Consider the following 16,162-nt stretch of genomic DNA (forward strand, 5'->3'; position numbering starts at 1 on the left):
AGACTTATAGCAATAAAAGATGTATGGGTGGAAGATTATATTCTAGTAAAACATTTGAAGGAATGGAAATTAGGTTTGTTCTTATTAATGATAAGATTATAACTGTTTATCCAATGTATTAAAGAATGTGGGGTACTCAAAAATGAAAGTAACTACTCAGCCCATAGTTAAAAATGCAAGAAAATATAAAGGTAATTGCTAAGAAGCACTCCCCCTAAGTTTCAGATGAAATTAAATAATTGAATATTTATATTTAAATAATCGACTATTTATGCTTTAATATTTCTATGTACATAACTGGGATAATTAGGAATTTGTATTTGATATGTTTTAAGAAAGGGGAATGTTTTTTATATGGAAACTCCAGAAAATCAATTTAAACGTGCACTTAATCCTTGGTTCTCCATTTGGACAAAACCACGTGATACAATGAAAGAAATTTTTATAACCAAACCTAAGAATGTGTTTTTACTCATTTTATTAGGCTCATTCGTACAGACTTTAGATCGAGCATCTTCTAAAAATATGGCGGATTCAATAAGTAGTCCAGTTTCAATAATCTCAATGGTTATATTCGGTACCTTCGTTGCTTTCTTAATTTATTATTTTTTGCTACCAGCGTTATTTAATTGGGTGGCAAAAAAACTTGGTGGACAAGGTACCTTTGAAAAAACACGTTACGCAGTTGCCTACTCTTATATCCCTTACGTTTATTCTCTTATATTAGTTTGGGTGCCTTCATTTTTCTTGTTTGGGATAGAAAACTTTACGAGCGAGACACCGAAAATGGAGAGTAGCATAACTTTAACGATTTTGTTTCTTATTTTTTCCATAATCGATATAGTTATTGGAATTTGGACAATCATTATTTCCTTAAAATGTTTAGGAGAAGCACACCAATTTTCAGCATGGAAAGCATTATTAACAATAATAGTGTCCTTTATGATTATCATTCTTCCTTTAGTAATAATAGTATTTCTTATAGTAGGGGTTACAATCTTTTAATCATTAATTTGCTTCTTATGAACTTAGAAATTTAATTGAGGTTTGGGGACAAGAACAAAAAATGTATAAAAATAATAACTAAAAAATTAACTTTTATAAAAACATTTAAATTAAAATTCTTCTTAAGCGTGTGCCCAATAGCTCACGCTTTTTATTTTGGGTGACTATAATATTTATTTTTTTAATTTATAATCATACTATTTGTTACGAACAAACCTTCAAAGAATCTATTGGTGCTACAGCTAATTGAAGGCGTATTAACAATTTGAGAGTAGTTATTGATAAGAATGGAAATGTAATAGCTGTGGTTCTTGTTGAAGGAATTAATCAACCTCTTATGGTTTATGGTAGAAAACAGGGACAAGTGAATGAAAATAAAATGTGGGATTACGTGTCTTATCCATATCCTCAAGGAAGATTGTCTAAAGAATACAATGTATTTTTTAATCATAATCAAATTGCTAGTTTATTTTTTAAAGGTTTTGAAACAGTAGAAGAGTTAGAGTTAAGAAATAAACTATCAAAATTTTAGTGAAAAGGTAGATTAATTATATGTTTTCAGGATTTCAATGGTTTCCTAAAAAATGGGGAAAAAGAAAAGTTTCAGAACAGTTTCATCAATCAAAGTTTGCTGATGAAGGTAAAGGTATTTTGATTACTATTTATGCTATAGATTTGTATTTTATATCTATTCCTTTAAAGGTTTAATACCTGATGTTCCTATGAAATTAGGTACACAATATCCTGATTTTAAGAAAGCTGGTTTAATTATTAAATCGGATGAGTTACCAGAGGAAATTTGGTTTGCAAGTGACAAACAACAATTTAAATGGTTAGATGCCAGGTAAAATGGAATTAGTACCATTTGGAATACATAATAGCATATTTCATAAAGGTGGGCGGAGTGAAGGACATTGGTCTTATAGATCTAAAGGTAGGTAAAGAAATGGAGGAATTAAAATGAAGATTAAAAATGGTAGTGAACTTCAATCACCAAATGATGAATTAATTGAATCATTTGAGGAATATTGTGAGATAAAATTACCAAATGATTTTATAGATTTTTTGAAAAAATATAATGGCTCTATTCCAATTACTAATGTTTTTTCACATGAAAAAAACGAACTTTTAATTGAACGTTTCTTATGTTTGTTGGAGGACCCAGAAGATGATGATGAAAATGGTTGGTATGATATAGAGGTTGTATTATCTGATATCGATACTCGTTTAACGGATGATGAAGATTTAACAGGGATAAATGTTATTCCGTTTGCTGTTTTATTCGCAGGTGATTTTCTTTGTTTAGATTTTAGAGAAAAAGAAATACCATCTGTTGTGGTATGGTATCATGAAGAATCAGAAGAGTTGAATCCGGTAACTAGTGAAGTTGCAGATAATTTTAGTGAGTTTTTAAGTATGTTAAAAGAATAATGTAAGAAAAATAATTAAATTTTATTTATGGGTTTGAATTTGTATTAAAGTTTTTTTGCTTTTAATATTTTAATTAAAAAAGAAGACTAATATTTGCTTTTTAGTCTTCTTTTATTTGCTTTTTAATAGGTTGATATATATTTTTAAAAAGAAATTAAAGGAGAAATGTATCAAGGATATTATCCTTTTCTTCTTTATTGATACCAATGTATTTAAGTGTAATTTGTGGTGTATTATGATTAAGGATTTCTTGCAACATCGCCATATCTTTGTTTATAGAACCAATATCCGAAGGCTTTTAAATTATATATTAATGAATTATGCTTTCTTAGATAAAGCAAATCGAGTTCAGGTAAACGAAGAACATAGAATACATAATTTTAACTAGACTTATTATTAGCTAGTTTATCCCCACCACCAAGCTCCGCCTCAATCTGCGAAGTCTTCGATGACTCATCCATGCGCCAATACGTAATAAAGCTGATCGCGATACATCCAGCTACGTAGAAGTAGAATAGTGATTCCATTCCGATACTCTTTAGCCATAGTGCGATGAACTCGGCTGTTCCGCCAAATATCGCAACGGTTAGTGCATATGGTAAACCTACGCCAAGTGCACGAATTTCAGTTGGGAAGAGTTCTGCTTTTACAATCGCGTTAATGGAAGTGTAACCGGTAACGATAATGAGACCGACCATCATAAGTAAGAATGCTACCATTGGTTCTGTCGTTTTTTCCATGAAGAAGAAGATTGGTGCTGTTAGTAATGTTCCGAGAATACCGAATGCCATTAATAGTGGGCGGCGTCCAATTTTATCGGATAGTAGCCCTGCAATTGGCTGAAGTACGACGAAAATAAGTAGTGCGGCAAAGTTAATCCAGCTTACAACTTCTTTCGGCAGACCGACTGTGTTTACCATGAACTTTTGTAAATATGTTGTGTAAGTATAGAATGCAACAGTGCCTCCTAATGTTAGGCCGACTACTGTTAATACTGCTTTCGGATGTTTCATAAGCGTGCGAACGGTTCCTGCATTTTCGCGTTTTTGTGATTTTATGTTTGAGAATTGCTCCGATTCATCCATTGTGCGGCGAAGCCATAATACAGCTACTGCGCCCATCGCTCCAATAATGAACGGAATACGCCATCCCCAAGATTTCATATCTGGTTCGCTTAGTAATTGTTGAAGAACAATTTGAACGCCTAACGCAACCATTTGCCCAGCAACGAGCGTTACATATTGGAAGCTTGAATAAAAGCCTCGGCGACCACTACTAGCCATTTCAGATAAATACGTTGCGGAAGTTCCATACTCTCCGCCGAGTGATAATCCTTGTAGTAAACGGGCAAGAACTAAAATAATTGGTGCCATAATACCGATGCTTTCGTAACTAGGTGTACAGGCGATAATTAAAGAACCGCCGGCCATAACCGTAATCGAAAGCGTTAATGCTGCTCGGCGTCCGTGCCGATCCGCATAGCGACCCATTAATAAACTTCCGATAGGGCGCATTAAAAATCCAACTGCGAAAATAGCTGCAGTGTTCAGTAACTGACTCGTTGGATCTCCTTTAGGAAAGAACTCTGCTGAGAAGTAAACAGCGAAAGCAGAGTAAACGTACCAGTCGTACCATTCAATTAAATTGCCGACAGAACCTTTGAAAATATTGCCGGCGACTCGATTAGATTTTGCTTGAGCCATACTAATTCCTCCTCGTGCTTATAAATAAAATGATAAATATGAAAGCGTGTTCATTATAGTTGGATTGTACTGTCTATAGAATAAAATCTCAATATTATGACAATTTTATTCTTTTTGTACTTTATGTACATGGAGATTTTTAATAGTTGCTTCATTATTAGTTTTGTCATAATAATAGAAAAAGGAGATTGATAGTTTTGAATATTTTATCAAAGGATATGAAGCATGAAAAAATCACGCAAAGTGTCATTACAAACGAAAATAGTAAGCTTAATTATTACGTTAATTTTATTTGTCGTTCTCCTATTAGCGGGAATATTTGTTTACATTCAGTCCGTTGATACGAAGCGACAAGTGGAACAATTAGCACTGCAAACAGCTAAATCTCTTTCTTTTATGCCAGCTATAAAAGATGCTTTTCAAAATAATGAGCATAAAAGTACGATCCAATCCATTGCGGAACAAGTTCGTGAGCAAGCTGGTGCAGATTATGTCATTATAGAAGATCGCTTTGGGGTGATGTATTCCCATTCTAATTCGGAGTTAATTGGCACAAAGAGTAACAATCCATATAACTATGAAGCACTTACTTTTGGAGGATATTATACGCTCGAAGGAAATGGGGAAAGTGGTCCGGCTTTAATGGCAAAGGCACCTATTATTGTTCATAACGGAGAATATGATCAAGTCGTAGGCGTTGTGACAGTAGAGTTTTTAATAAAAGGTATTGAATCTAACATACTGAGCAGAACGAAAGAAATTATACTCTTTTCCTTAGCTGTATTACTAGCTGGAATTGTTGGTGGCATTCTTTTAGCACGTAGCATTCGGAAAGATACACTCGGTTTAGAGCCTAATGAAATCGCGGCGTTATACCGGGAACGAAGTGCGATACTACTATCTATAAAAGAAGGAATTATCGCCGTTGATCAAAACGGTTTTATTACGATGATGAATACGTCGGCAGAAGAGATGTTACATGTAAATGGTGATTATATGCAGCAGCACATTTCGAAGATTTTACCAGAATTTAATATGGAAAGAGTGCTAGAAACCGATCAAGAAATCGCGTTTCAAGATAAGGTGTTTATTTTAAACATGACACCGATACTTGAAAATAACAGTACGGTAGGCGTTGTATGTAGTTTTAGAGATAAAACAGAACTGCAAAACCTTGTGAACACAATATCTGAAGTAAGAAAGTACTCAGAAGACTTACGCGCTCAAACACATGAATTTACAAATAAGCTTTTCGTCTTATCGGGATTACTTCAGTTAGGGCATTACAAAGAAGCAATTGAATTTATCCAGCAAGAATCTAATATTCATCAAAGTCAAAATCATATTTTATTCCATCAAATTCATGATGCGAAAGTACAAGCTATTTTATTAGGGAAAATTGGAACAGCATCGGAGAAGAAAATTGATTTTCATATTGAAGGAGATAGTGCACTTCATCCGTTACCAGATCATATAAAAGTTTCGCACCTTATTACGATTCTTGGAAATATAATCGACAATGCGTTCGATGCGGTGAGTGGGCAAGAGGAAAAGAATGTTTCCTTCTTTGTTACGGATATTGGACATGACATTGTGTTTGAAGTGATAGATAGCGGGATAGGGATACCAGAAGAAAAAATTACGACCATTTTTCAAAAAGGATTTTCGACGAAAGGAAACAATCGTGGTTACGGACTAGCAAACGTGAAAGAAATGGTAGATCTACTAGAGGGAACAATTGAGATTCAAAACGAGAAAAATGGGGGAGCTATTTTTACAATTTACCTTCCGAAAACATTGAGAGAAAGTACATGACAAACAGGGGGATGGGCATATGTTGAAGATTGCAATTGCAGAAGATGATTTCCGCGTCGCACAAATTCAGGAAGAGTTTTTATCAAAAATAAAGGACGTAAAAGTGATTGGAAAAGCATTGAACGCGAAAGAAACGATGGAACTACTACAAAGGGAAGAAATTGATTTACTTCTATTAGATAATTATTTACCAGACGGAATTGGAACAGACTTATTACCGAAAATTCATGCTGGCTTTCCAGACGTTGACGTCATTATGGTTACTGCGGCAAATGAAAACCATATGCTAGAAAAAGCAATTCGAAACGGCGTAAGCAACTACCTTATAAAACCGGTCACGTTAGAAAAATTCGTTTGCACAATTGAAGACTATAAAAGAAAGAAACAATTATTACATAGTAACAATGAAGTGAATCAAACACTCATCGATAACTTCTTCGGCACTTCGCAAACACAAGACATGAAAAACTTACCGACAGGTGTCGATCCGTTAACACTGCAAAAAGTGAAAGGCATTATAAAAGGATTCGAAGAGGGCATTACAATAGAAGAAATGGGAGAACAAATGGGGGCCTCCAGAACAACCGCAAGAAGATATTTAGAATACTTAGTAGCGACAAACGAATGCACAGTAGAGTACACATACGGCATAATCGGACGACCAGAACGAAAATATCGCATAGGACGAGGACTATGAAAAAACAATTATTACTATGTATATGGATCATGACAGGAGTAATAGCTGGTTGTTCTTCGGAAAAATCTCAAACGAATACAGTAAACATAGAAGAAGTAGAAATCGTTGCGCCAAACGTTCAAGGAGCGGGATGGGACTTAACAGCGCGAGCAATACAAAAAACGCTAACAGAAGAAAAAATCTTCACAAAACCAATCACTGTCACAAACAAAGTAGGTGGCAGCGGTGACGTCGGATGGAAATATACGAAACAAAAAGGCGGTCACATACTAGCGATTAACTCAAGCTTACTCATAACGAACAACCTACTAGGCCACAGTAAACTAACATATAAAGACTTCACCCCGCTCGCAACACTAGCGTCGGACTGGGAAGTCGTTGTCGTATCAAAAGAATCAAACATAGAAAACGCAAAACAACTAATGGAACAACTAAAACAAAACAAGAAAAACTTCAAAATCGGCGTTGCCCCTGGCCTAGGAAACGACGATCATCTATCCTTCGTGCAAGTAAGCAAAGCATTCGGCATAAACCCAGCCGAACTACAATTCTTCGTCTACGAAAACAAAGAAAAAATCATAAACGCCCTAACGAACAAACAAATAGGCACCGCAACCATGACCCTATCCGAAGCCGAAAAACAATACAAAGCCGGCAAAATAAAAATACTAGCCGTATCCGCACCAAAACGACTAGACCGCCTACCAGAAATCCCAACATGGAAAGAACAAGGAATCAACGTCATCTTCCAGCACTGGAAAGGCATTATGGGACCGAAAGATATGACGGAGGAAGAGGTTGCTTATTGGGATAGCATTATTAAGAAGATGGTGGAGAGTGATAGTTGGAAGGGAATTTTGAGGGAGCGGGGTTGGGAGAGTTTTTATAAGGGGAGTGGGGAGACGAGGGGGTTTTTGGAGGAGAGTAGTGGGTGGTATGGGGGGATGATTGGTGGAGCTAGAGTTGATAAGTAATTTTAGCCACCTGTACGCATGAAATATTGATATCAGTCTTAGTATATACATTTATATAAATATTTCCTTTTATAAAAATAATGCGTTATTATAATTTTATAAATTAAGATAGAAAGGGAATTAAAATGGATGTTAATAATATAGAGTTACCAGAATCATTAAAAGAAGTACTTTGGGGTGGATGGATACTTCTTGGTGTTATATTTGTTGTATGTACTGTGCTTGTAATTATTAGATCTTATATACCAGATGATATATTACCTATAATTAAAGGCGTTGTAGCATTATTTATTTTAGGTGGGATATTTTATATAGGTTACTAAAGTAATTATTATGGTTTATGAGTGAAAAGGAGTTAAGATGGCTAAGCGAAAGAAGAAGCAAGATGAATCGATATTGGGACTTTTACTAGTTATGACGTTTTTCGGAGTGCTGTGGAAACCGGAATTTTTAGTACCGATAATAATGGTATCGGCAGCAATTATATTATTATATATTTATGTGAATGTAAAAAAACTACGAGAACTTCGGCAATCAGGAATTTATGATATTGATAAAATGAGCGGACACCAGTTTGAAAAATATTTAGGAAGTCTATTTCCGGCTTTGGGTTATAAAACAGAGGTTACTAAAGCATCTAACGATTTTGGTGCAGATTTAATTTTGAGAAAAAATGATAAAAGAATTATTGTACAGGCAAAACGCTATAAGAATAACGTTGGAATTAAATCCGTTCAGGAGATTGTTGGTGCAAAAGAATTTTATAAAGCTAATGAAACATGGGTTGTTACAAATAGTGAATTTACAGCTGCAGCATACAAACTTGCTAAAGTGAATCGAGTTGTATTAATTAATAGAGAGAAACTTATTAAGTTAATTAGTCAGGGCAAACGAGAAAAGAGAAATTAGAGATATAAAAGGTTAGATTATAGATTTATGGAAAAGGCACTATGAAAAGTGTCTTTTTGTTTTGGATATAGAAAAATAATCCAGAAAACTTATGTTTTAGTATATAATTTAAAATGAGAATAGTGTGGAATAATGTTTTTAATAGTAAAAGAGAACTTTTGATCATTTTTTATTATTATAACTTATTTATTTGTATATATTTATATTTGATTTATATAAATACAAAACGCGCATAATATGAAAAAAGAGGGGATTCTTGTGGGTTTACATATTATACCGAATGATTTGCCGAGCTTGACTCCAGGTGAGAGAAAAGTACTGGAAAAGGTTCGGTCTTTATATAAAGATGTGCAAAGAGAAGCGTATTTATATATTCAGCCAAGAATTAGACATTTAGAACCTGATTTTATTTTAATTGATTCACAAAGAGGTGTAACAATCTTTGAAGTGAAGGATTGGGAACTTTCTTACATTAGTAGAGCGGATAGAAGAAAAATAGATTTAGCAGATGGGAAACAGGTAGATAATCCGTTTTGTAAAGCTAACTTATACCATACTGCAGCACAGAGATTATTTAGTTTGCAAGATGTTTTAAAAAATGAACGGAACGAATTAAAGTTTAAATTACATACTAATGTTATATTTCCGTATCTTCATTCTAATAAGATTGAAGAGAGTGGATTAGATCAAGTATTTAATCAGCCACCAGCGCAGTGTATTTCATCTGACATGTTAAGTACAGTAAATATAAATCAATTATTTAAAAATGAATTTAGTTTCGTAGAAGAAGATGAAATTATTGCAATACGAACACTATTATTTCCGGAAATTAAGGTTAGTTGTAGCGATAATCAAATCAGTACAAAAGAATTAATTACAGCACTAGATGCAGAGCAAGAGCGTTTCGCGAAGCGTGTACCGTACGGTCACTATATGGTAACTGGAGTTCCGGGTAGTGGGAAAACGATTTTATTGCTAGCTCGTGCAATTCATCTAGTACGTGAACATCCAGAATGGAAAATAAAAATATTAACGTATAATAGGTCGTTAAAAACAAAAATTGAAAACAAATTGAATTCTTTAGCAGCTGATCTTGCCTTTATGAATGTGCGCTTGGAGAATATAGATGTTAGCACTTTTCATAAATTTGCGCTAGATACAGCAAGTATATGTGTACCCCAAAAAAATACAGTGAAGTGGTGGAATGAAGAATTGCCGGAAGTAGCTATACAGAGAGCTCAATCATCATATGATGCTGTTTTAGTGGATGAATACCAAGACTTTCTAGATGATTGGATTCGATTATGTGTGAAGTCTTGTAAAGAACATACGTATGTTAATAATCAAAAGGAAACTGTTACTGGGATAAATTTATTTTTAGCAGGAGATAGACTACAGAGCATCTATAACAACTCAGATCATAGTTGGAAGAGCTTAGGTATTGATATGCGCGGGAGAAGTTCTTTATTAAAGAAATCTTATCGTGCCGGTAGTCAACATATAGATTTAGCCCTTAATTTCTTGAAACAAGAAAAGAAATTGGAAGAGGAAGTAAATAAATTTTATTGTCCAATGAGTGAACTATCTTTTGAGAACGAAATGAAAGATGGAGTTAGTTTTATTGAAGGATCATATGAAGATATTAGTAATAAAGTTTACGAGCTTATTAAGCGCGAGGGCTATAAGCCAGAAGATATATTGATTTTATGCAGAGAGCGAAAAGATTGTGAGAGTATTCAGGAAAAACTAAATCATGAAATACGTCAAAAAGTAAAAGTTACAAAAAATATTACTGAAGGACATTTAATTATAACGACATATCATTCATCAAAAGGTCTTGAGGCACCAATTGTATTTTTAGTTGATGTAGACAAGTTTGAGAGAATGCAGCTCGAACAAAATGATATTAAACTACGTAAGCTATTATATGTAGGCATGACAAGATCATCTGAGCATTTATACATTCATGCCGGAAGTTATGATAAACCTTCCTTTGGACAAGTATTAAGGAACGAAATATCTTGAGGGTATCCTTGAAAATCTAAAATGGTAACAGCTACTTTAGAGTGGGAAACAAATAAAGATTTAGACTTATATTGTTTTTACGTAACGACTAATGGAGAGATAGGAAAGATTTATTATAAAAATCTAGGTTCGTCTAAAGTGTCGCCGTATATTGTGTTGGACGGTGATTCACAAGAACCAGGAAAAGAAACAATTCGTATTTACCGACCAGAAGCTTTAAAATATGTTTTATTTGCTGCATATAGTGCTGTCGGAAATGGAATAGGTAGTTTCTATTCTATGAAGGCTAAAGCTGTTGTCGATAATCATATGGGAAGCGTTGTAACAGCACCATTATTAGAAATAAATGACCATGCTTATTGGGTGTGCATTGCTCATATTGATTTCACCAATTTAAATGAGATGAAAATTTCACATGTAGAAAGTTACTCAAAAGACCATTCAGAGGCTTCACCACTGTTGTACGAGAACGGGAAGTTCCGAATGGATGTTGGGCCGATTGAATTTAAAAATGAAGAGGATTATCAGAAATATTTTAAATAATAGAGTATAAAATCATACATTGAATTGTATGATTTTTCTTTTATACATAGTTTGGTAAAATAGTAGTAATTGTAATTTATTGTAACGGTGGGGATGAAAATGTTAGAGCAACTCATAATTGAATTGGCTAAATTAACAAAGCAGGTTGCAGATATAAATAGTGATAAAACTTATTTGGTTAGAAATAAAGATAATGGAGACTTAGACGTTGAAATCAAATTTTCACGTGAGCAATACGAAAAGGAAGCATCATCTTATTTTAAAGTGAGTTCTGAGCTCCTTAAGAACGCTTGGCAAAAGTTTATTGATATACGCACAGTAAAGAGGGAGGATTTTGGGCAAGCAAGTGAAATGAATAATTTCTTGGAAGCTTTCTTTTCACAGCTTCCATTTGTGAATGTAACGGAATCAGGGACTATTACATTTAAAGAGTTCCAAACTGATAATCTACCAAGTGAAAAATATGATAAAGTCATACTCTTCTTAGAAGAGATAATGAATGGTACATATAATACAAGTATGTTACGTCAACAAACAGATGAAAATTTATATAGAATGAAATCTAATGCGCGTCAGGATTTAAGATTGTTGGGCTTTTTGAATGAATCTCATGAAATGAATCAGCTGCTATTAAATGAATATGTTCAATCAGAAGATAAAAATAGCTACATGGCCCAGTTAATTTTAAAGCAGGAATATTTCCGACATGTTCTATTTGTTCTTGAATTGTTAGAGAAGTATTCAAAGGATGAAAAGAAAGAAGCTTTAGTCGATTTAGCAATGACGATTGTCCGAAATTCATTAGGGGATAATCTAATGGTTGAATCGGTAGCGAAGAGGCGTACGGGTAACTTACTAGATTGGCTTGAACAAGTAGGGCTAATTAATGGTGAATGGATTCCTGTTGAACAATATGCGAAAGACGATGGAGAAAAGGGCGGTAGTATGGACAGTAATTTGCGTGAAAAGTTTTTAACGGTTCTGAATGAGTATTTACAGGCAAGAACAGAAAGATTTGCGGGGCATAAAATGGGATCGTTTGTTAGGAATGAAATGACAACGGAAATAACGAGATTACCATTTATTGATCATAGTCAGTATGTTGTTACAGGGTCAGTGGGACAAGGGAATTGGGCTGCTGTTCCATGGCTTGCGATTATGAATAAAGATATTACGACATCTACGCAGAGAGGTTATTATATCGTTTATTTGTTTAGTGAAGATATGGAGCGATTATATTTAACGCTGGCGCAAGGTGTGACAGAAACGACTAAAGAAGAGATGCAAAAAATTAAAGAAGAGATTCGTGAACAAATACATATGTCCCAAAAGGTGAAAAAAGATGATGAGATTTTCCTAGGAACAAGCTCAAAAGCGAAAGGATATGCGAATTCAACAGCGGCTTATATTGCGTATGATGCTAATAAAATGCCAAGTGAAAAAGAGTTAGTAGAGGATCTAGAAGAAATGCTTTGCTATTATGAGGGATTCATGGCTTATAAAGAGGAAGGAACAAAATATGAAATGATTTATGAGAGGAAAGAAGTGTATTTAGATCAGCAATCAATTATTGATCATGTGTCTTCTTATATTCAAAGTAAAGGTTTCTTTTATGAGAAAAAGGATCTTATTAATTTCTTCCTTTCATTAAAAACGAAGCCATTTGTAATTTTATCAGGTATTTCGGGCACAGGAAAAACGAAAATTGTTCAGTGGTTTGCGGAGAGTTTAGGAGCAACGGAAGAGAATGGACAATTTACGCTTATTCCGGTTCGACCTGATTGGAGTGACAGTTCTGATTTGCTTGGGTATGTGAACCTTCAAGGGGAGTTTCAAGACAGACCGTTAATTAAAGTTCTTGAAAAAGCAGATGCAAATCCAAATAGACCTTATTTTGTAGTACTGGATGAGATGAACTTAGCTCGAGTGGAATACTACTTTAGTGATTTTTTAAGCGTAATTGAAAGTCGTAAATGGAAAGATGGAAAAATTGTTACGTCACCTGTTCTTCCAGAATCGATTACTAATAAGCATATTACGATTCCATCAAATGTATATATTATCGGAACGGTAAATATGGATGAAACAACACATCCGTTAAGTAAGAAAGTATTGGATCGTGCGAATACAATTGAGTTTAATTCCGTTAACTTAGATTATTTTAATTTCTTAATGGATGTAGAAGAGAAGGAAGCTGAAATTGTTTCTGATAGCTCTTTAGCGACCAAGTATCTTCATTTAAAAGAATGCTTTAAAGAAAACGAAGATCTTGTGAGAAATATATCGAACATTTTAATAGAAGTAAATAAAACACTTGAAACAGTTGGAGCTCAAGTGGGGTATCGTATACGAGATGAAATCTGTTTCTATATGGCATATAACGAACAAGGAAAGTTATTGTCATTCGATGAAGCACTTGATTATCAAATATATCAAAAGATTTTACCGCGTCTTGCAGGGAGCGATGGACGAACAGAAGAGGTATTAAAGCAGTTGTATGTATTATGTGCAAATGAAGAATATGATAATGGCAATAATGATGCTTCCTATGCTAAGTATCCTCGTTCAGCTAACAAGCTGTCTCATATGTTAAGGAGGTTCGAGTATGATGGCTTCACCTCTTTCTGGATCTAATGATGAGATAGAATTAGTTAAGATTGAAACAGAGGAGCTATCATTGACGATTAAGGGAAATCCCTATCATGAAAAATATGAGAGTTTAAAAGAATATCACGCTATGAACGCAGATGAAATGATGTATTTTCATGTAGATGGGAAGACGGAATCCGTTTCTGTATTTGATGCAAGATTGCAGGGGCTGGATGAATGGAATGAACATCCACCAATCTTTTTTGAAAATAGAAGTTATCAGCTTGTTGTTGTTCCGAAAAATAATAGGCAGCTCTCTTTTTATCATGAACATCCGGGTTTTCGAAAACAAGTTAGTTCTATTCAAATGGGGTCACTTCATGTGTTAATGGGGAATCTTTCGTTTCCAAATGAAGTAGGAAATACAACGTTTGAAATTAAAGATGATAAAGAAACTTTATTAACCGTTACATTTGAAGTTTTCCCAGTAAAACTTGATTATAAGGATGATTACAAAGCTTTATTAGATGAGGTAAATGATGAAATTTATAATTTAGCGTTTCATCTACTAAAGAGAACTTACTTAGGAGCATCTGCAATTTACGCTACAAATCCATCGAAGAGTGAGTTCTATCGTATTTTAAATGATTCCTTTGAGCGGTTTATGAAGTCAATCTCTCATATTAAAAGACAACCGCATCATACGCTTATGACTAGACATCAACTAGTACGAGGAGAAAAAATTCGTAAATTGGATTCTGTCGGAATGAATTATTTACGAAAGCGACCACACTTGCTGCAAGGAGAAAACAGTATACCGACTAAAGGCATTACAGCTTATAAGGAAGTGTCTTATGATACGCTGGAAAATCGTTTTGTTAAATGGATGATTCAAAGAGTCGTACATAAAATAGATGATTTAATTAAGGTACTAGAGAAAAAGTCTAGATATACACGTGGTGAAACTGATGAAGATTTGCTGGAGCGTGTAAAAAATATGAAGTATCGAATGAAAAATGAATTGAACGATCCATTTTGGAGAGGAATCGGAAAATTGGATCGTTCAGTCTTTTCGCTTGTTATCCAAATGGCGGCAGGCTATAGAGAGGCGTATCAAATCTTCTTAATGCTATCGCGAGGTTTAACATTACGAGGGCAAATTTTCAAAATGTCGGTAAAAGATGTAGCTAGGTTATACGAATACTGGACATATTTAAAGCTCGGACAAATTCTATCAAAGAAATATATACCGCTTCATCAAGATGTTATTCAAGTTAAACAAGACGGTTTATACGTAACGCTTGATGAAAGTAAAACTGCAAAAAGAACATTCAAGCATCCAGTCACTGATGAAGTAATAGAACTTTATTTCCAGAAAAGAAACGGTAGACTACCAACAGTTACACAAAAACCGGATACGATGCTCGCTATTGAGAAAAAGGGAAAGAACTATCAATATCAATACATTTTTGATGCAAAATACCGAATTGATTTTGCTGAAAGCTCTCATTATAAAAGGAAGTATGGCGCCCCTGGCCCAATGGAAGAAGACATTAATACAATGCATCGTTACAGAGACGCACTAGTAGTAGAACAAGAGGGGCCTTTTGAGCGAACAGCTTACGGAGCGTACGTACTATTCCCGTGGAACCAAGAGGAAGCGTACGAGAACCATCCATTTTATAAAAGTATCGAAAAAGTAAATATCGGTGGCTTTCCATTCTTACCAAACGCAACAAGACTAGTCGAACAATTTCTAGACCATCTTATTGAAAAAAGCCCAGAAGAAATTATAAGAGAAGGCATTCTCCCAAGAGGCACAAAAGAAGAATGGCACTCCTCACTAGAAGAAAAAGTATTAGTGGGCAGCGTGAAAACTGAAGCCGACTATGAAGCATATAGAAAAGAAAGGTTATACCAGTTACCAGTCACACAGTTAAAACCAGGATGGCAAGAAGCGAAGTACATAGCATTATATGCACCGAAAAAATGGCATAGAGAAAAAGGTGGAATTCAATACGTCGCCAAAATCAAGCATATTCAAATGCAACAAAACGATGACCATGTACATTTCGAACTAGAGCCATGGAAAAAACTAGACCACCTCATCCGTCCAGTAGGATATGGCATTCAAACATACACAATAACAACTATGTCGTTATTAAAAGAAGTACAAGAGCTCCCAGAACTCTTCATGAAATCAAAAGAAGAACGAACTCTTTGGAAAACGCTGCGCCGTTTTACGAAGCAAGTTAAGGTGGAACTGGATCATCGTAATTTAGATGAGGCGTCTTCTATTAGGAGTTATTATGTGCAGGATGTTCAGATTTGGGTTGATTATGAGAATGGGGTTGTTATGGTGGGGAGAGATGGGTTAGTTAAAGAGGTTGCTTTGGAGTTGGTTGTTGGTAGAGGTTCGGTGTTGTTTAAGGAGATGTTGGTTTTGTTGGCCAGATAATGAACAAAATTAA

The 16,162-nt window shown here is 34.6% G+C and carries 14 protein-coding genes and 2 pseudogenes; 14 read left to right on the plus strand and 2 right to left on the minus strand.

The window, feature by feature from the left end; translation table 11 throughout:
• Nucleotides 1-354: 354 nt before the first annotated feature.
• From KVT31_RS09940 to KVT31_RS09960, 5 genes are all read left to right on the plus strand, one after another.
• A complete protein-coding gene (locus KVT31_RS09940; protein WP_088095345.1) occupies nt 355-1,005 on the plus strand; it encodes a Yip1 family protein in 651 nt (216 codons plus the stop codon).
• Nucleotides 1,006-1,270: 265 nt separating this feature from the next.
• Entirely contained in the window at nt 1,271-1,537 is a 267-nt protein-coding gene (locus KVT31_RS09945; RefSeq protein ID WP_088095346.1) for a DUF4176 domain-containing protein, read from the plus strand.
• A 20-nt stretch (nt 1,538-1,557) separates the two neighbouring features.
• Complete coding sequence (locus tag KVT31_RS09950; RefSeq protein WP_170930120.1) at nt 1,558-1,713, plus strand: hypothetical protein; 156 nt, start codon at nt 1,558-1,560, stop codon at nt 1,711-1,713.
• A gap of 141 nt (nt 1,714-1,854) precedes the next feature.
• Nucleotides 1,855-1,947 (plus strand): HNH endonuclease, encoded by a 93-nt coding sequence (locus KVT31_RS30215; protein WP_088351714.1) that lies wholly within the window; start codon nt 1,855-1,857, stop codon nt 1,945-1,947.
• 18 nt (nt 1,948-1,965) lie between these two features.
• Nucleotides 1,966-2,436: an SMI1/KNR4 family protein gene (locus KVT31_RS09960; RefSeq protein ID WP_000694781.1), complete on the plus strand. Its 471-nt coding sequence runs from the start codon at nt 1,966-1,968 to the stop codon at nt 2,434-2,436.
• A gap of 154 nt (nt 2,437-2,590) precedes the next feature.
• Here KVT31_RS09960 and KVT31_RS09965 read toward each other — a convergent pair.
• Together KVT31_RS09965 and KVT31_RS09970 are read right to left on the minus strand one after the other, a co-directional pair.
• Nucleotides 2,591-2,729 (minus strand): annotated as a pseudogene (locus tag KVT31_RS09965) (tyrosine-type recombinase/integrase); the annotation flags it as partial.
• 87 nt (nt 2,730-2,816) lie between these two features.
• Nucleotides 2,817-4,139 (minus strand): MFS transporter, encoded by a 1,323-nt coding sequence (locus tag KVT31_RS09970; RefSeq protein ID WP_088095347.1) that lies wholly within the window; start codon nt 4,137-4,139, stop codon nt 2,817-2,819.
• A 225-nt stretch (nt 4,140-4,364) separates the two neighbouring features.
• Between KVT31_RS09970 and KVT31_RS09975 the strand changes: the two genes are divergently transcribed.
• The 9 genes and pseudogenes from KVT31_RS09975 (at nt 4,365) to KVT31_RS10015 (ending at nt 16,149) form a co-directional block, all read left to right on the plus strand.
• On the plus strand, nt 4,365-5,954 hold the full coding sequence (locus KVT31_RS09975) for an ATP-binding protein (protein ID WP_088095348.1): 1,590 nt from the start codon (nt 4,365-4,367) through the stop codon (nt 5,952-5,954).
• A gap of 19 nt (nt 5,955-5,973) precedes the next feature.
• Nucleotides 5,974-6,651, plus strand: a complete 678-nt coding sequence (locus tag KVT31_RS09980) for a response regulator (protein ID WP_088095349.1) — start codon at nt 5,974-5,976, stop codon at nt 6,649-6,651.
• Nucleotides 6,648-7,625, plus strand: a complete 978-nt coding sequence (locus tag KVT31_RS09985; protein WP_088095350.1) for a tripartite tricarboxylate transporter substrate binding protein — start codon at nt 6,648-6,650, stop codon at nt 7,623-7,625. The genes KVT31_RS09980 and KVT31_RS09985 overlap by 4 nt, the downstream gene beginning before the upstream one ends.
• 125 nt (nt 7,626-7,750) lie before the next feature.
• The gene (locus KVT31_RS09990; RefSeq protein WP_088095351.1) at nt 7,751-7,948 is read left to right on the plus strand and encodes a hypothetical protein; all 198 of its coding nucleotides are present in this window, start codon (nt 7,751-7,753) and stop codon (nt 7,946-7,948) included.
• 37 nt (nt 7,949-7,985) lie between these two features.
• On the plus strand, nt 7,986-8,534 hold the full coding sequence (locus KVT31_RS09995) for a restriction endonuclease (protein ID WP_088095352.1): 549 nt from the start codon (nt 7,986-7,988) through the stop codon (nt 8,532-8,534).
• Nucleotides 8,535-8,792: 258 nt separating this feature from the next.
• Nucleotides 8,793-10,559, plus strand: a complete 1,767-nt coding sequence (locus tag KVT31_RS10000; RefSeq protein ID WP_088095353.1) for a UvrD-helicase domain-containing protein — start codon at nt 8,793-8,795, stop codon at nt 10,557-10,559.
• A gap of 12 nt (nt 10,560-10,571) precedes the next feature.
• A pseudogene (locus tag KVT31_RS10005) lies at nt 10,572-11,102 on the plus strand (TerD family protein); the annotation flags it as partial.
• A 99-nt stretch (nt 11,103-11,201) separates the two neighbouring features.
• A complete protein-coding gene (locus KVT31_RS10010; RefSeq protein ID WP_088095355.1) occupies nt 11,202-13,736 on the plus strand; it encodes an MrcB family domain-containing protein in 2,535 nt (844 codons plus the stop codon).
• On the plus strand, nt 13,711-16,149 hold the full coding sequence (locus KVT31_RS10015) for a restriction endonuclease-like protein (RefSeq protein WP_140392370.1): 2,439 nt from the start codon (nt 13,711-13,713) through the stop codon (nt 16,147-16,149). The genes KVT31_RS10010 and KVT31_RS10015 overlap by 26 nt, the downstream gene beginning before the upstream one ends.
• Nucleotides 16,150-16,162: the final 13 nt, after the last annotated feature.

The organism is Bacillus sp. GbtcB14 (genome assembly GCF_019091205.1).
GTDB classification, from domain to species: domain Bacteria; phylum Bacillota; class Bacilli; order Bacillales; family Bacillaceae_G; genus Bacillus_A; species Bacillus_A cereus_AG.